Consider the following 15302-nt stretch of genomic DNA (forward strand, 5'->3'; position numbering starts at 1 on the left):
GCGGCATGCCAGACGCTCTCACGCACGTCCGCGAGTGGGCGGGGCAACCCGTCACCGAGACGCCCCTGCCGGGCGGTCTCAGCCACCGGATCGCCCGCGTGGACGCCGCCGACGGGCGGCGCTGGCTGCTGCGGGTCCTCGACCCCCGCGTCTCCGCCGCGGGCCTCGGCATCCCGCTCGACGACGAGATCGCCAACACCCTCCGGGCCGCCGAGGCCGGGGTCGGCCCGCGGGTCCTGCACCGCATGCCCGGCGCCCTGCTGCTGGAGTACCTCGACGGCGTCACGCTGGACGCCCCGGCCGTGCGGGCCCTGCCCGGCCCGATCGCCGCCGCCTGCCGCCGCCTGCACGCCGGGCCCCCGTTCGTCGGCGGTTTCTCGGTCTTCCGCAAGCTGGAGGAGTTCCTCGCCCTGTGCCGCAGGCACGGCCTGCGCACGCCCGGCGGCTACGAGGACGTGCTCCCGGCCGTCGCCGAGATCGAGCGCGCGCTCGCCGTACGCCCGCTGCCGGCCGTGCCCTGCCACAACGACCTGCTCCCGGCGAACCTCATCCGCTGCGGCGAGCAGGTGCGGATCGTCGACTACCAGCTCTCCGGGAACGGCGACCCGGCCTTCGAACTGGGCGACATCGCCGCCGAGGCGGAGTACGACCCGGACCTCACCCGCCGGCTGGCCCGGGAGTACTTCGGCGAGGACAGCCCGCGGCTCGCCGCCCGGGTCCGGCTCAACCTGATCATGTCGAACGTCACCTGGACCCTCTGGTTCTCCGTGCACCGCGGGCTGCTGCGCGAGCAGGCCGCCGCCGCCGGTTTCGACTACGGGGCCGAGGCGGCGGTGAAGTTCGCGCGGGCCGTACGGGACCTCGGCGATCCGGGGTTCGGACGGCTGATCGACGACGTCCGGGGCGCGCGCCCCGGATCCCCCCACCCCCCGCACGACGCAAGGAGGCTTGCATGACCGAGCCGGCCCCGGTGGACGAGGACGCGAGGCGACTCGCCGAACTCGGCTACAAGCAGGAGCTCTCCCGGACCTGGAGCGGCTTCTCCAACTTCGCCATCTCCTTCTCGATCATCTCCATCCTCGCCGGCTGCTTCACCACCTTCGGCCAGGCCTGGAACAACGGCGGCCCGGTCGCCATCTCCTGGGGCTGGCCGCTGATCTCGGTCTTCATCCTGATCATCGGCCTGTGCATGTCCGAGCTGGTCTCGGCCTACCCGACCGCCGGCGGCATCTACTGGTGGGCCGCGAAGATGGGCCGGCCGGTGCACGGCTGGTTCACCGGGTGGTTCAACCTCATCGGCCTGATCGCGGTCACCGCCTCGGTCGACTACGGCTGCGCGACGTTCATGAACATCACGGTCAACCGGTTCGCGCCGGGGTTCGAGGTCTCGCTCGGCAACACCTTCCTCCTGTTCGCGGCCGTCCTGGTGCTGCACGCGCTGATCAACGTCTACAGCCACCGGCTGATCTCGGTGCTGCAGAACGTCTCGGTGTGGTGGCACGTGTTCGGCGCCGCCGCCGTCGTGCTGATCCTGGTCTTCGGGCCGGACTCGCACCAGTCGATGGCGTTCGTCTTCACCGAGACGATCAACAACTCCGGCTTCTCCGACACCTCCTACTGGTTCTACGTGCTCCCGCTCGGCTTCCTGCTGACCCAGTACACGATCACCGGCTTCGACGCGTGCGCGCACGTGTCGGAGGAGACCCAGGGCGCGGCCACGGCCGCCGCCCGGGGCCTGTGGCAGTCGATCTTCTACTCGGCGATCGGCGGCTGGATCGTGCTGCTGGCCTTCCTGTTCGCGGCCACCGACGTGCCGGCGGTCAACGCGGCGGGCGGCTTCGTGGGGGCGATCTTCGACTCGGCGCTCCCCGGCAACCTGGCCACCGCGGTCTTCGCGATCTCCACCGTCGGCCAGTTCTTCTGCGGCATGAGCTGCGTGACCTCGATGTCCCGGATGACCTACGCGTTCTCCCGGGACGGCGCGATCCCCGGCTGGCGGCTCTGGTCGAGGGTCGACGCCAACCGGACGCCGGTCAACGCGATCGTCTTCGGCTGCGTACTGGCCCTGCTCCTGACCCTGCCCGCGCTCTACGAGGCGCCGAACGGCCTGCCGCTCGCGTTCTACGCGGTCGTCTCGGTCGCGGTCATCGGGCTCTACCTGGCGTTCCTGATCCCGATCTGGCTCCGGCTGCGGATGGGCGACCGGTTCGAGCCGGGCCCGTGGACGCTGGGGCGCAGGTACAAGGCGCTGTGCTGGATCGCGATCGTCGAGATCGCGGTCGTCTCGGTCTACTTCGTCATGCCGCTGGTCCCGCAGGCGGTGCCGTTCAGCGCGGACTTCACCTGGACCGCGGTGAACTACGCGCCCATCGTGGTGGGCGTCATGGTCCTGTGCGTGGGCCTGTGGTGGGCGCTGTCGGCCCGGCACTGGTTCACCGGGCCGCGCCGTACGGTCGACGACGTCACCACCGACGAGCCCGAGCCCGTCGCCTGATCCGGCCGGGGCGCTCCGGGCCCGCCGGGTCCCTCCCCCGGCCCGCCGGACCCGGAGCGCCCGGGCCCCCCGCCGTGCTCCCACCGGACCCCCGTCGCGCCTCGAAGGCCCACGGAAGGCCCGCCGGAGGTCAGCGCGCCTCGAAGGCCGCCGCCACCTCGGTGCGCACGCCGTCCATCGCGGTCGCCACGCCCTCGTTGGCCAGCGAGGTCATCTCCACCTCGGGCATGCCGCAGGGCACCGCCCAGTTCCACGGGGTCAGGTCGCCGTCGACGTTGAGGGCGAACCCGTGGCTGGTGACGCCCCGGCTCTGGCGCATGCCGATCGAGACGATCTTCCGCCCGGTCGTGCGCGTCCAGACCCCGGTGAGCAGTTCGGAGCCGGGCGGGGTGTCCCGCCGCTCCGCCGGGACCCCCAGGGCCTCCAGCGCGCGGACGAGCCGGAGCTCGACCTCGCGCACGTAGTCGACGATCCCCTCGCCCTCGCCGAGCTTGACGACGAGGTAGCCGACCAGCTGGCCGGGGCCGTGGTAGGTGAGCTGGCCGCCGCGCCCCGTGCTCACCACGGGGATGCCCCGGGACGGGTCGGGCAGGTGCTGCTCCGGCGTGCGCCTGCCGATGGTGTAGACGGGATGGTGGCTGAGCAGCCAGAGCGTGTCCGGCCGCTCGTCGCGCTGCCGTTCGCCGACCAGCTCGGCCATCCGGTCCATGGCCTTCTCGTAGTCGACCAGGTCGTCCTGGATCAGTGACAGGGGGCGTTGCCTCATGCCCCGAGTCTATTTACCGCCCGTAGACGGTCTCCGGCGCCTTCGGCATGAAAATCCACAGGGCCACGTAGGCGATCCAGAGCGGCCCCGGGATGAGCGAGAGCAGCAGCCAGAGCACCCGGACGAGCGTGGGCGGCAGGCCGAGGCTGTCCGCGATCCCACCGCAGACGCCAGCGATGATCTTGTGGTTCCTCGAACGGTGCATGGTGTCTCTCCCCGGTTCGTCGGTCTTCATCTCTCAGAACGAGCGACGGAGAGACCCCCGTTCCCCGGACATCCCTGAGAAAACCCTGACAGGGTCGAGCACCGGACACCCAACCCGGAAAGAGACATGACACCCAAGCCCCATATCAACCGAATTCTGTAACTATTCGCGCAACTCCGCGTCAGCTCCTCTAGGCGTTGGCGATTGATCACGGTACGTTCCGCTCTAGTACGGAGTGGGACCCCCCACGCACACTCCCGAGGAGCGTTATGCGCCTGACATTCCGACGCGGGACGGCCCGAGGACTCACGGTGGCCACCCTGGCCACGGCCCTCGCCCTTCCCCTCGCCCTCACCACCCCGGCGAGCGCGTCCGCGGTCGACGTCCCCGACGTCCTCGCCACCGCCCTGACCTACCAGGTCAAGGGCAAGAACGTGCACAAGCACCTGGAGAGGTTCCAGGAGATCGCCACCGCCAACGGCGGCAACCGCGCCGCGGGCACCCCCGGCTACGACGCCTCCCTCGCCTACGTGCAGGACAAGCTGCGCCGCGCCGGATACAGGACCTCGACCACCGACGTCGAGTTCCCGGTCAAGTGGGAGGAGTTCTCCCCCTCGGTCCTGCAGCAGACCGCGCCCGAGGCCACGACCTACGCCAACGGCACCGACTTCGTGACCGTGCACTCCTCCGCCGGCGGGGACGTCACCGCGGAGATCCAGGTGGTCGACGCGGTCATCCCGACCCCGCCGACCCCCAACACCTCCACCGCCGGCTGCGAGGACGCCGACTTCGCGGGCTTCGTGCCCGGCCGGATCGCGCTGATCCAGCGCGGCACCTGCCCGTTCGTCGACAAGGCCACCAACGCCAAGGAGGCGGGCGCGGCCGGTGTGATCTTCTTCAACGAGGGCCAGCCGGGCCGCACCGACCCGCTGGAGTTCGACATCGTCGAGTGGCGCTTCGGCTTCCCGATCGTGATGGCGAGCACCGCCGTCGGCCTCGACCTGGCCGACAGCCCCGGCACCACCGTGCGCCTGAAGGTCGACGCCGCCACCACGGTCGGCACGACCAAGAACCTCATCGCCGACTCGCGGTGGGGCAAGCGGGGCGAGATCGTGATGGTCGGCGCCCACCTGGACGGAGTGCCCGAGGGCGCCGGCATCAACGACAACGGCTCCGGCAGCGCCGCCATCCTGGAGACCGCGCTGAAGCTGGCCAAGGTGCCCACCAAGCACCGGCTCCGCTTCGCCTTCTGGGGCGCCGAGGAGCTCGGCCTGCTCGGCTCCGAGCAGTACGTCGCGGGCCTGTCGGCGGCGGAGAAGGACAAGATCCGGCTCTACCTGAACTTCGACATGGTCGCCTCCCCGAACGACGTCACCTTCCTCTACGACGGCGACGACTCCGACGCCGAGGGCGCGGGCGCGGGCCCGGCGGGCTCCGCCGAGATCGAGAAGCTCTTCGAGAAGTACTACGCCAAGCGCGGTCTGGGCTTCGAGGGCACCGACTTCGACGGCCGCTCCGACTACGGCCCGTTCATCGCCAACGGCATCCCCTCCGGCGGCGTCTTCACCGGCGCCGAGGGCGTCAAGACCGAGGAGCAGGCGGCGAAGTTCGGCGGCACCGCCGGCGCGCCGTACGACCCCTGCTACCACGCGGCCTGCGACGGCATCACCAACATCAACGCCGCCGCGCTGGAGCGCAACTCCAAGGCCGTCGCCTACGCGACCGCCTTCTACGCCTACGACCTGTCCACCATCCCCGACCGGGACGCCGCCGCGTCGGCGAAGTCCGCCGCCGCCCCCGCCGCGCACGCGCACGCGCACGGCAAGGACGGCAAGCACGTCGAGCCCGCCAAGTGACCCTCCCGGGGCGGTCCGCGGCCGGGCCGCGCACCGCCCCGGGCGACCGGCCGGGGCCGCGCACCGCCCCGGATGACCCGCCGGGGCCGCGCACCGCCCCGGATGACCGGCCGGGACGGTTCACGGGCCTGGCCGGGGCAGGGCGTCCGCGCCCCGCCGCGCGCACCACCATGCTGTACGGCGCGCACCCCCACCCCGGGGTGCGCGCCGCTCGGGGACCCCTTCCACCTCCGACCCGAGGAGCACGATGCGCACCCTGCGAACCATCGGCCGGGCCATCGGGATGGCGGCGATCCTGGCCGTCCCGCCGGCACTCACCCCCCTGGCCTCCACCGCGTCGGCGGCGGCCCCGCCCGACATCCCCCTCGCGGCCGTGAAGGCCCACCTGTCCCAGCTCCAGTCCATCGCGACCGCCAACGGCGGCAACCGCGCCCACGGCCGCCCCGGCTACCGGGCCTCGGCCGACTACGTCAAGGGCCTGCTGGACGCCGCCGGGTTCACCACCACCCTGCAGCCGTTCACCTACAGCGGCGCGACCGGCTACAACGTCATCGCCGACTGGCCGGGCGGCGACCCGAACGACGTCCTCATGGTCGGCGCGCACCTCGACAGCGTGACCTCCGGCCCCGGCATCAACGACAACGGCTCCGGCAGCGCCGCCATCCTGGAGACCGCCCTGGAGGTCGCCCGCCAGGGTCTCACCCCGGCCAAGCACCTGCGCTTCGCCTGGTGGGGCGCCGAGGAGCTGGGCCTGCGCGGCTCGCAGTACTACGTGAACAACCTCCCGGCCACCGAGCGCGCGAAGATCAAGGGCTACCTGAACTTCGACATGGTCGGCTCGCCCAACGCCGGTTACTTCGTCTACGACGGCGACAACTCCGACGGCACCGGCTCGGGCCCCGGCCCGGCGGGCTCCGCCCAGCTGGAGCGGACGCTCCAGGACTACTTCACCTCGATCGGCGTGCCGACCCGGGGCACCGACTTCGACGGCCGCTCCGACTACGGCCCGTTCATCGCCGTCGGCATCCCCGCCGGAGGCACGTTCACCGGCGCCGAGGGCGTCAAGACCAGCGCCCAGGCCTCCCTGTGGGGCGGTACGGCGGGCCGCGCCTTCGACCCCTGCTACCACCGGTCCTGCGACACGCTCACCAACATCGACGACACCGCGCTGGACCGCAACGCCGACGCGATCGCCCACGCCGTGTGGACGATCGCCACGGCCGTCCCGCCGCAGGCCGTCTGGCAGGACACCTTCGAGACGGCGACCGGCTGGACCGTGAACCCGTCCGGCACCGACACCGCCACCTCGGGCCAGTGGGAACGCGGCGACCCGGAGGCCACCTCCTCCAGCGGGACCAAGCAGCCCGGCACCGCGGTCAGCGGCGTCAACGACCTGGTCACCGGCCGCCTGGCGGGCTCCTCGGCCGGCGCCTACGACATCGACGGCGGCGTCACGAGCATCCGGTCACCGGAGATCGCCCTGCCGGCGGGCGGAGCGCTCAGGCTCCGCTTCTCCTGGTACCTGGCGCACGGCTCCAACTCCTCCAGCGCCGACCACCTGCGGGTGAAGGTCGTCGGCCCGTCCGGGACGACCCAGGTGTTCCAGCAGCTCGGCGCGGCGGCCGACCGCGACGGCGCGTGGAGCTCCGCGGAGGCCGACGTCTCCGCCTTCGCCGGGCAGACCGTCCGGATCCTGATCGAGGCGGCCGACGCCTCGGGCGCCTCCCTGGTGGAGGCCGGGGTCGACGACGTCGCGGTCGTCCGGCCGTAGGGGATCCCGCCGGTGCGCGACACGGTCGCCGGGCGGCGGGTGGAGATCTCCGCCGCCCGGCGACCGCCGCACACCGGCGGGCAGCACATCTCTTCCATGCCCTGACAGGTCTTTTTAATCTCAAAGAGGGCATATATCCCGATTCGTCCCCTCATCTCGCGGGCACCCTCCAGACGGAACGGACCCTTTCATGTGGAACAGGGAATCCGGCAACGCGAGCAGAGGAGGACCCCATGAGCAAGACGGTGGCCGATGTGATGACGGCCGATCCGGCGACCCTCGACGCGAGCCGGCCCGTATCCGCCGCGGCTCAGCTGATGGTCAGCGAGGACACCGGCGCGGTGATCCTCACCGATGACGGCCATGTCAGCGGGATCGTGACCGACCGCGACATCACCGTCCGCGTCGTGGCCCAGGGCAAGGGTCCCGACACCCCGGTCCGGGAGGCGTGCAGCGAGGAGCTCACGACGGTCGGGCCCGACACCGGCATCGAGCAGGTCGTGCAGCTGATGCGCGACAAGGCGATCCGGCGGGTGCCGGTGGTCGAGAACGACCACGCCGTCGGCATCGTGAGCATCGGAGACCTGGCGATCGACCGCGACTCCGACTCGGCTCTGGCCGACATCTCCGCGGCGAAGGGCAACCGCTGACGCCGCCGGCGGCCTCCGGCCGGGACCGCCCGTCCGCGGCCCCGGCCGTTGCGGTCCCCGTACCGGATGATCGATATCACCCCATCTCATCCCCATGGCCGAGTCACAGCCGTACCATGCCTCCGCTAACCTCGCCTAGGTCACGCAGGCGCGGCACGGAAGGCATCAACGTTGATCGGCTGGTTCGAAGCGGTGGTCCTCGGACTGCTCCAGGGACTGACGGAGTTCCTGCCCATCTCCTCCAGCGCCCACATCCGGGTCGTCTCCGCGTTCCTCGGCTGGGAGGATCCGGGCGCCGCCTTCACCGCGGTGATCCAGCTCGGCACCGAGGCCGCGGTGCTCATCTACTTCCGCAAGGACATCTGGGAGATCATCTCCACCTGGACCCGGGCCCTGTGGACACCCGCGCTGCGCACGCACCACGCCGCCCGGATGGGCTGGTACGTGATCGTCGGCACGCTCCCGATCCTCGTCCTGGGCCTCCTCTTCGAGGAGAAGATCGACACGATCTTCCGGGACCTGCGCCTGATCGGCACCACGCTGATCGTCTTCGGCCTGGTCCTCTGGCTCGCCGACCGCAAGGCCCGCGACAAGCTCACCCTGGAGCGGCACCTCAGCTTCACCCACTCCATCGTCTACGGCCTCGCCCAGTCCCTCGCGCTGATCCCGGGCGTCTCCCGCTCCGGCGGCACGATCACCGCGGGCCTGCTGCTCGACTACCGCCGCGAGGAGGCCGCGAAGTACTCCTTCCTGCTGGCCATCCCCGCCGTCCTGGGCGCGGGCGTGCTGAAGCTGTTCGACATCGGCGGGGAGCAGGCCCCCGCCTGGGGGCCGACCATCCTGGCGACCGTGATCTCGTTCGCGGTCGGCTACGCGGCGGTCTCCTGGTTCCTGAAGTACATCAGCACCCACCGCTTCACCGGCTTCGTGATCTACCGGGTGGTCCTCGGCGTGGCGATCATCGCCCTGGTGAGCCTCGGCGTCCTGGACCCCTCCGCCGGTCAGTGACCGTCCGCCCGGCTCCGGCTCGCCGGACCGCGCGGGCGAACGGGCGAACGGGCGCCTGGAACCGCCGGGTGGAACGAGCGGTCGGATGAGCGGGTTGAATGGGGGACGTGACGGGGAAGGCCGATCGGGCGCGCGCGGGAGAGCCCCCGTCCCGGCGGCCGGACGGCTCCGGCGGGCTCCGCGCCGCGTGGTCCGCCCTGCCGGTCCGGCACGCCCTGCCCGAACTGCGCGCGGCCCTGGACGCCCACGGCGCCGCCGTGCTCGTCGCGCCTCCCGGCACCGGCAAGACCACCCTCGTCCCGCTCGCCCTCGCCGGGCTCCTCGACGGCTCGGCCCCGAAACGGGTGGTCGTGGCCGAACCGCGCCGGATGGCGGTGCGGGCGGCGGCCCGGCGCATGGCCTGGCTGCTGGGCTCGGAGGTCGGCGCCGAGGTGGGCTTCTCGGTCCGGGGTGAGCGCCGGACGGGCCCGGGCACCGTCGTCGAGGTCGTCACCACCGGCGTCCTCCTCCAGCGCCTCCAGCGCGATCCCGAGCTGGACGGCGTGCAGACGGTCCTGCTCGACGAGTGCCACGAACGCCACCTGGACGCCGACACCGCCCTGGCCTTCCTCCTCGACGTGCGCGCGGCCCTCCGTCCCGACCTTCGGATCCTCGCCGCCTCCGCCACCGCCGACGCCGGCCCCTGGGCCCGCCTGCTCGCCACCGGGACCGCCGCCCTCTCCGCGGCACCGGTCGTCCGCGCCTCCGGGACCGCGCACCCCGTCACCCCGGTCTGGGCCCCGCCCACCCGGCCGGTCGCCCCGCCGCACGGCCTGCGCGTCGACCCCGCCTTCCTGGCCCACGTCGCCGACGTCGTCCGGCGGGCGCTCGCCGAGCACGACGGGGACGTGCTGTGCTTCCTGCCGGGGGTCGGCGAGATCGGCCGCGTCGCCGGGATGCTCGCCGACCTCGACCGTCCCGGCGGCCCGGCGGAAACCGACCTCGACCGTCCCGGCGGCTCGGCGGAGACCGGCCGCCCCGATCCCGGCGGCCCGGCGGAGACCGGCGGCCCGGACCGTCCCGGCGGCCTGCGGATCCTCCAGGTCCACGGCCAGGCTCCGGCCCGCGTCCAGGACGAGGTCCTCTCCCCCGCCCCCGGCGGCGCCCGGCGCGTGGTCCTGGCGACCTCCGTCGCCGAGTCGAGCCTCACCGTGCCCGGCGTCCGGATCGTGGTCGACTCCGGGCTGGCCCGCGAGCCCCGCACCGACCACGCCCGCGGCCTCGGCTCGCTCACCACCGTCCGCGTCTCCCGGGCCTCCGCCGAGCAGCGGGCCGGGCGGGCGGGGCGGGAGGCCCCCGGCGTCGTCTACCGGTGCTGGTCCTCCGCCGAGCACGACCGCCTCCCCGAGCACGCCCGGCCCGAGATCGCCCTCGCCGACCTGACCGGCTTCGCCCTGCACGCCGCCTGCTGGGGCGACCCGTCGGCGGAGGGCCTGGCCCTGCTCGACCCGCCGCCGCCCGCCGCACTGGAGGCCGCGCACCGCACCCTGCGCGCCCTCGGCGCCCTGGTGACGCCGGACGCCCCGAACGCCTCCGGCGCCCTGAACACCCTGAGCACCGGAAGCGCCCCGAACACGCCGAGCACCACGGACACCCCCGGCACCGCAGCCGACACGAGAACGACGGGCCTCCCCGTCCTCTCCGGGGCCCGCGTCACCGACCGGGGCCGGCGGATGGCCGCGGCCGGCGTCCACCCGCGGCTCGCCAGAGCCCTCCTCGACGGCGGCGACCGGGCCGCCGAGGTCGTCGCGCTGCTGTCCGAGCAGCTCCCCCGCGACGCGGGCGACGACCTGGTGGCGGTCTGGCGCGCGGCCCGCCGGGGCGGCGACGGGTTCTCCGCCCGCTGGCGCCGGGAGGCCGGGCGCCTGGCCCGCGCCGTACCGGGAGAGAGCCGCGCCGGGGGCGGGGCGGGAGGCCCGGGCACGCCCCCGGAGCGGACGCGACGGAGCGGGGCGGGAGGCACGGCCCCGGAGCGGACGCGACGGAGCGGGGCGGGAGGCACGGCCCCGGAGCGGACGCGACGGAGCGGGGCGGACCCCGGAAGGCCGCCCGGCGGCCGGACCGGGGAGCGCACCGACGACGAGACCGCCGGGCGGGTGGTGGCGCTGGCCTACCCCGAGCGGGTGGCCCGACGGCGGGGCGGGGCCTACCTGATGGCCTCCGGGACCGCCGCGGAGCTGCCCGCGGGCTCCCGGCTCGGCAGCGCGGAGTGGCTCGCGGTCGCGGTCGCGGACCGGCCGGCGGGCTCGGCGGCGGCCCGGATCCGGCAGGCCGTCGTGATCGACGAGGAGACCGCCCGATCCGCCGCCGCGCCCCTGTACTCCGTCGCGGACGAGGTCGCCTGGCGGGTCCCGCCGGGAGAGCGGAAGGGGGACGTCACGGCCCGCCGCGTCGAGCGCCTCGGCGCCGTCGAGCTCTCCTCGATCCCCCTGCGCGACGCCGACGTCCGGCCCGCCCTCCTGGACGGCCTGCGCACCGAGGGCCCGTCGCTCCTGCGCTGGACGCCCGAGGCCGTCGCCCTGCGCGAACGCCTGGCCTTCTGCCGGCGCGCGCTCGGCGACCCCTGGCCCGCCGTGGACGACGCCGCGCTGGTCGAGGCCGCCGGCCTCTGGCTGGAGCCCGAGCTGTCCCGCGCCCGCCGCCGCGCCGACCTGGAGCGCCTCGACACGGCCGCGGCCCTGCACCGGCTGGTCCCGTGGAGCGCCCGCCTGGACGCGACGGCCCCCGAGCGGATCGAGGTGCCGAGCGGGTCGCGGGTCAGGATCGACTACTCCGGCGAACGGCCGGTCCTCGCCGCCAAGCTGCAGGAGCTGTTCGGCTGGGACGACGCCCCGCGGATCGCCGGGGTCCCCCTGGTGGTGCACCTGCTCTCCCCGGCGGGCCGCCCGGCGGCGGTCACCTCGGACCTGGCGTCGTTCTGGCGCGAGGGCTACCGCGCGGTCCGCGCCGAGCTGCGGGGCCGCTACCCCCGGCACCCCTGGCCCGAGGATCCGCTGTCCGCCGCCGCCACCCGCCGCACCAACCCGCGCCGCTGACCCCCGGCGACGACCCCGTGCCGCCGGCCCGTCAGGCGGCCCGTCAGGCGGCCCGTCAGGCGGCCCGTCAGGCGGGCAGGCGGTCCCGGGTGGGGACGATGTCCTCGAACCGGGTGACGGGCATGTCCCTGGAGCGGATGGTGCCGCCGAGGGCCGCGGCGAGGGCCACGGCGGCCTGGTAGAGGCGTTCCAGCTCCGGGTCGTCCGGGCCGTCGGGGCGCAGCTCCAGGTCGACCAGATGGTCGGTGTCGTCCGTCCAGTCCGGCTCGGGACGGCTGTAGTGCACCTGGAGGCGGTCGCCTTCGCCGCCGACCCGGCACAGGCCCAGGTCGTGGTCGTGGTCGACGGCCCGCGCACCGAGGACCGGGCGCACCAGGTGGGCCACCTCCTCGCAGTCGAGCGCGGCCCGCCCGCCCAGGTTCACCTCGACGTCCACATGGTCGTCGTGCTCCTCCGGCGGGTGCAGCGCCCCGCCCAGACGGCTGGCCAGGCCGTTCAGCAGGAAGGTCCCCGCGGTCCGGTGCCCGCCGCCGCAGGCGATGATCGCCCCGCGCCGGTCGGCGGGCACGCGCGCCCTGGCGGCGAGGTCCTCGGTGAGCTCGGCCCAGCGGACCCTGGTCCCGCGCACGACGAACCAGTCCCCCGACGACGTCAGGCCGGGGTCGTACTGGCGGAGCAGGCGCTCCAGCCGGGCCGGCTCCGGGGGCCGGTGGGTGAGCAGGGCGGGATGACGTCGTAGCTGGCGTGCCGTGCGATCGAGGAACCACATGCCGCCCAGTGTGCCGGGGCGCACTTGGGACTCACTTGCAGGCCCGCGCCCGACCCGCGAGGCCGCCCGCCGTACGGCCCGCGCACCACAGCCCGCCGTACGGCTTGCGCGCACCACCGCCCGATGGGCTATCGTGGTGATATCACTTCGATAGACCCCCGATAGCAGAGGTGGGATTCATGGAACGACGCGCATTCCGGATCAACGGCTTCCTCGTCCTGGTCGGCCTGCTGGTGCTGGGCGCGGCCCTGGCGGCGGTCGTGGTCGCGGCCGGCTGGACCGACTCGGTCGTGGCGCTGCTGGGCACCGCAGGCCCGTGGGGCCTGGCCGCGCTCGTCCTGCTCAGCGGGTTCACCGTGGTCAACCCCAACGAGGCGAAGGTCGTGCAGTTCCTCGGCCGCTACGTCGGCACGGTGAAGGACACGGGCTTCCAGTGGGTCCTGCCGTTCACCACCAAGCAGCACGTCACCCTGAGGGTGCGCAACTTCGAGACGGCCAAGCTCAAGGTCAACGACGCCGACGGCAACCCGGTCGAGATCGCCGCGGTCGTCGTCTACAAGGTCACCGACACCGCCAAGGCGGCCTTCTCCGTCGACGACTACGAGGAGTACGTCGCGATCCAGTCCGAGGCGGCCGTCCGCCACCTGGCCACCAGCCACCCCTACGACGCCCACGAGGAGGGCCGGACCAGTCTGCGCGACGGCGCCGAGGTCGCCGGGGAGCTCACCACCGAGCTGCGCGAGCGCACCGAGCTCGCCGGTGTCGAGGTCCTGGAGGCGCGGATCACCCATCTCGCCTATGCTCCGGAGATCGCCCAGGCGATGCTGGTCCGCCAGCAGGCCGCCCAGGTGGTCGCGGCCCGCACGCACATCGTGTCCGGCGCCGTGGGCATGGTCCGGCTCGCGCTGGACAAGCTGGCCGAAGAGGGCGTGGTGGATCTGGACGAGGAGCGCAAGGCGCAGATGGTCTCCAACCTCCTGGTCGTCCTGTGCGGCGACCGGGCGACCCAGCCGGTGGTCAACGCCGGCAGCCTCTACTCCTGAGCATGCCCGAGCGCAAGAAGCTCTTGCTCCGACTCGATCCGGCCGTCTACGAGGCGATCGCCCGATGGGCGGCCGACGACCTGCGCAGCATCAACGCCCAGATCGAGTACGCCCTGCGCCGGGCGCTCAAGGAGGCGGGCCGCGAGCCGCGCAGGGAGCCGGAGGCCGACAAGTCACCCGATTGAGACATAGGGCGCTTCCCTCGGAGTGCCCGCAGGACCACACTCGGTGTATGTCGTGGGTGGGGAGATCCGCAGCGGAGATCGCGGAGGCCGTGCGGCAGGGGAAGGCCACGGCCCCGCGGGTCGTCGGGGAGCACCTCGACGCCATCGCCGAACGCGACGGGCGCATCGGGGCGTTCCGCACGGTCCGGGCCGAGGCCGCGCTCGCCGAGGCGCACGCCGTCCAGGAGCGCGGGGACCTGGCGGAGCTGCCGCTGGCCGGGGTGCCCGTGGCGGTCAAGGACAACGTCGCGGTCCGCGGCGAGACGCTCCGCAACGGCTCGGCCGCCACCTCCGGCGCCCCCGCGCGCGAGGACCATCCCGTGGTGGCCCGGCTCCGCGCGGCGGGCGCGGTGGTCGTCGGGATCACCAACGTGCCGGAGCTCTGCCTGGCCGGGTTCTCCGACAGCGTGTACGGCACGGCGCGCAACCCCTGGGACCCCGCCCGCACCCCCGGCGGCTCGTCGGGCGGGAGCGCCGCGGCCGTGGCGGCGGGGATGGTCCCGCTGGCCCACGGCAACGACGGGCTCGGCTCGCTGCGCATCCCGGCGGCCTGCTGCGGCCTCGTCACGATCAAGCCCGGCCACGGACTGGTCCCGCCGCCGGAGCACGACTGGCACGCCCTGTCGGAGAACGGCCCGCTCGCCACGACGGTGGCCGACCTCGCCCTCGCCCTCGCCGTGATGGCCGGCGACATGTCCCTGGCCACGCCCGACCGGACCGAGTCCCTGCGGGTGGGGGAGACGATCGACGACTATCCGGGCGGCCTGCTCCCGTCCGAGCCGGTGCGGCTCCGGGTCGCCGTCGCGCCGCGGCCGCTTCCGCCGGGGTTCGCGGTGGACGAGGAGTTCCAGCGGGCGGTGACCGACGCCGCCCGCACCCTCGGCGCGGCCGGGCACACGGTCGTGGAGCACGGCGCCCGGCTGCCCGTCTGGCTCGGCTCCGCGGCGGTGGCCACCTGGTTCGCGTGCGCCCGCGAGGACACCGCCGGCCTCGACCGCCGCCGGCTGGAACGGCGCACGAGGGCCCTGGCCCGCGCCGGCAGGCTCCTCGGCCGGTTCGGCCTGGACGGAGCCGCGGGACGCGACCGCTGGCGGGCCCACGGCGCCGACCAGTGGTTCGGCAACGCCGACGTGCTCGTCACCCCGGCACTCGCCGCGGTCCCGCCGCCCGCCGCCCGCTGGGGCGAACGCGGCCTGCTGGCCAACGCCCGCGCCAACCTGACCTACGCCCCCGCCACCGCCGCCTGGAACCTGGCCGGCTGGCCCGCCATGACCGTCCCGTACGACAGGCACTCCACCGGCCTGCCCATCGGCGTGCAGCTCGTCGCCGCCCCCGGAGGCGAGGCCCAGCTGCTCACCCTGGCCGCCCAGATCGAGGCCGCCCACCCATGGCCCCGCCACGCCGTACCTGGCAGCGCCCTGGATCCGAACAAGCGCCAATGA

The 15302-nt window shown here is 73.9% G+C and carries 13 protein-coding genes; 10 read left to right on the top strand and 3 right to left on the bottom strand.

The window, feature by feature from the left end; genetic code table 11:
• The first annotated feature begins 5 nt into the window (after positions 1–5).
• Together HS045_RS06275 and HS045_RS06280 are read left to right on the top strand one after the other, a co-directional pair.
• A complete protein-coding gene (locus tag HS045_RS06275; RefSeq protein WP_196450182.1) occupies positions 6–956 on the top strand; it encodes a phosphotransferase in 951 nt (316 codons plus the stop codon).
• Positions 953–2494 carry an amino acid permease gene (locus tag HS045_RS06280; protein WP_196450183.1) on the top strand — a complete coding sequence of 514 codons (1542 nt, stop codon included), beginning with the start codon at positions 953–955 and terminating at the stop codon, positions 2492–2494. The genes HS045_RS06275 and HS045_RS06280 overlap by 4 nt, the downstream gene beginning before the upstream one ends.
• A gap of 130 nt (positions 2495–2624) precedes the next feature.
• On the opposite strand, the gene lipB is transcribed toward HS045_RS06280, so the two are convergent.
• A complete protein-coding gene (gene lipB, locus HS045_RS06285; RefSeq protein WP_196450184.1) occupies positions 2625–3260 on the bottom strand; it encodes a lipoyl(octanoyl) transferase LipB in 636 nt (211 codons plus the stop codon).
• A gap of 13 nt (positions 3261–3273) precedes the next feature.
• Positions 3274–3465: a PspC domain-containing protein gene (locus HS045_RS06290; protein ID WP_196450185.1), complete on the bottom strand. Its 192-nt coding sequence runs from the start codon at positions 3463–3465 to the stop codon at positions 3274–3276.
• A gap of 311 nt (positions 3466–3776) precedes the next feature.
• Here HS045_RS06290 and HS045_RS35790 point away from each other — a divergent pair, with 311 nt between their 5' ends.
• The 5 genes from HS045_RS35790 to HS045_RS06315 all read left to right on the top strand — a co-directional run bounded on the left by HS045_RS35790 (position 3777) and on the right by HS045_RS06315 (position 11824).
• The gene (locus HS045_RS35790) at positions 3777–5321 is read left to right on the top strand and encodes a M28 family peptidase (RefSeq protein ID WP_307827396.1); all 1545 of its coding nucleotides are present in this window, start codon (positions 3777–3779) and stop codon (positions 5319–5321) included.
• A 247-nt stretch (positions 5322–5568) separates the two neighbouring features.
• Positions 5569–7092, top strand: a complete 1524-nt coding sequence (locus tag HS045_RS06300) for a M28 family peptidase (protein ID WP_196450187.1) — start codon at positions 5569–5571, stop codon at positions 7090–7092.
• A 233-nt stretch (positions 7093–7325) separates the two neighbouring features.
• Positions 7326–7742, top strand: coding sequence for a CBS domain-containing protein (locus HS045_RS06305; protein ID WP_196450188.1), 417 nt, complete (start codon positions 7326–7328; stop codon positions 7740–7742).
• Between the two features lie 171 nt (positions 7743–7913).
• Positions 7914–8750: an undecaprenyl-diphosphate phosphatase gene (locus HS045_RS06310; RefSeq protein WP_196450189.1), complete on the top strand. Its 837-nt coding sequence runs from the start codon at positions 7914–7916 to the stop codon at positions 8748–8750.
• Positions 8751–8848: 98 nt separating this feature from the next.
• Positions 8849–11824: an ATP-dependent RNA helicase gene (locus HS045_RS06315; RefSeq protein ID WP_196450190.1), complete on the top strand. Its 2976-nt coding sequence runs from the start codon at positions 8849–8851 to the stop codon at positions 11822–11824.
• A 67-nt stretch (positions 11825–11891) separates the two neighbouring features.
• Here the strand turns inward: HS045_RS06315 and HS045_RS06320 are convergent, their stop codons facing one another.
• Positions 11892–12593 (bottom strand): hypothetical protein, encoded by a 702-nt coding sequence (locus HS045_RS06320; RefSeq protein ID WP_196450191.1) that lies wholly within the window; start codon positions 12591–12593, stop codon positions 11892–11894.
• A 179-nt stretch (positions 12594–12772) separates the two neighbouring features.
• On the opposite strand from HS045_RS06320, the gene HS045_RS06325 reads away from it, so the two are divergent.
• The 3 genes from HS045_RS06325 to HS045_RS06335 are packed head-to-tail and all read left to right on the top strand — an operon-like array spanning position 12773 to position 15302.
• Positions 12773–13636 carry an SPFH domain-containing protein gene (locus HS045_RS06325; protein WP_196450192.1) on the top strand — a complete coding sequence of 288 codons (864 nt, stop codon included), beginning with the start codon at positions 12773–12775 and terminating at the stop codon, positions 13634–13636.
• Positions 13637–13638: 2 nt separating this feature from the next.
• Positions 13639–13821: a hypothetical protein gene (locus tag HS045_RS06330; RefSeq protein ID WP_196450193.1), complete on the top strand. Its 183-nt coding sequence runs from the start codon at positions 13639–13641 to the stop codon at positions 13819–13821.
• A 47-nt stretch (positions 13822–13868) separates the two neighbouring features.
• On the top strand, positions 13869–15302 hold the full coding sequence (locus HS045_RS06335) for an amidase (protein ID WP_196450194.1): 1434 nt from the start codon (positions 13869–13871) through the stop codon (positions 15300–15302).

Source organism: Planomonospora sp. ID82291 (assembly GCF_015711645.1).
In the GTDB taxonomy this organism is placed as follows: domain Bacteria; phylum Actinomycetota; class Actinomycetes; order Streptosporangiales; family Streptosporangiaceae; genus Planomonospora.

Excerpts from the sequence above, each read along its gene's own strand:
- HS045_RS06300 (WP_196450187.1), top strand. The coding sequence starts at position 5,569 with ATGCGCACCCTGCGAACCATCGGCCGGGCCATCGGGATGGCGGCGATC.
- lipB (WP_196450184.1), bottom strand. The coding sequence starts at position 3,260 with ATGAGGCAACGCCCCCTGTCACTGATCCAGGACGACCTGGTCGACTAC.
- HS045_RS06275 (WP_196450182.1), top strand. The coding sequence starts at position 6 with ATGCCAGACGCTCTCACGCACGTCCGCGAGTGGGCGGGGCAACCCGTC.
- HS045_RS06315 (WP_196450190.1), top strand. The coding sequence starts at position 8,849 with ATGGGGGACGTGACGGGGAAGGCCGATCGGGCGCGCGCGGGAGAGCCC.
- HS045_RS06280 (WP_196450183.1), top strand. The coding sequence starts at position 953 with ATGACCGAGCCGGCCCCGGTGGACGAGGACGCGAGGCGACTCGCCGAA.
- HS045_RS06335 (WP_196450194.1), top strand. The coding sequence starts at position 13,869 with ATGTCGTGGGTGGGGAGATCCGCAGCGGAGATCGCGGAGGCCGTGCGG.
- HS045_RS06325 (WP_196450192.1), top strand. The coding sequence starts at position 12,773 with ATGGAACGACGCGCATTCCGGATCAACGGCTTCCTCGTCCTGGTCGGC.
- HS045_RS06330 (WP_196450193.1), top strand. The coding sequence starts at position 13,639 with ATGCCCGAGCGCAAGAAGCTCTTGCTCCGACTCGATCCGGCCGTCTAC.
- HS045_RS06305 (WP_196450188.1), top strand. The coding sequence starts at position 7,326 with ATGAGCAAGACGGTGGCCGATGTGATGACGGCCGATCCGGCGACCCTC.
- HS045_RS06320 (WP_196450191.1), bottom strand. The coding sequence starts at position 12,593 with ATGTGGTTCCTCGATCGCACGGCACGCCAGCTACGACGTCATCCCGCC.
- HS045_RS06290 (WP_196450185.1), bottom strand. The coding sequence starts at position 3,465 with ATGCACCGTTCGAGGAACCACAAGATCATCGCTGGCGTCTGCGGTGGG.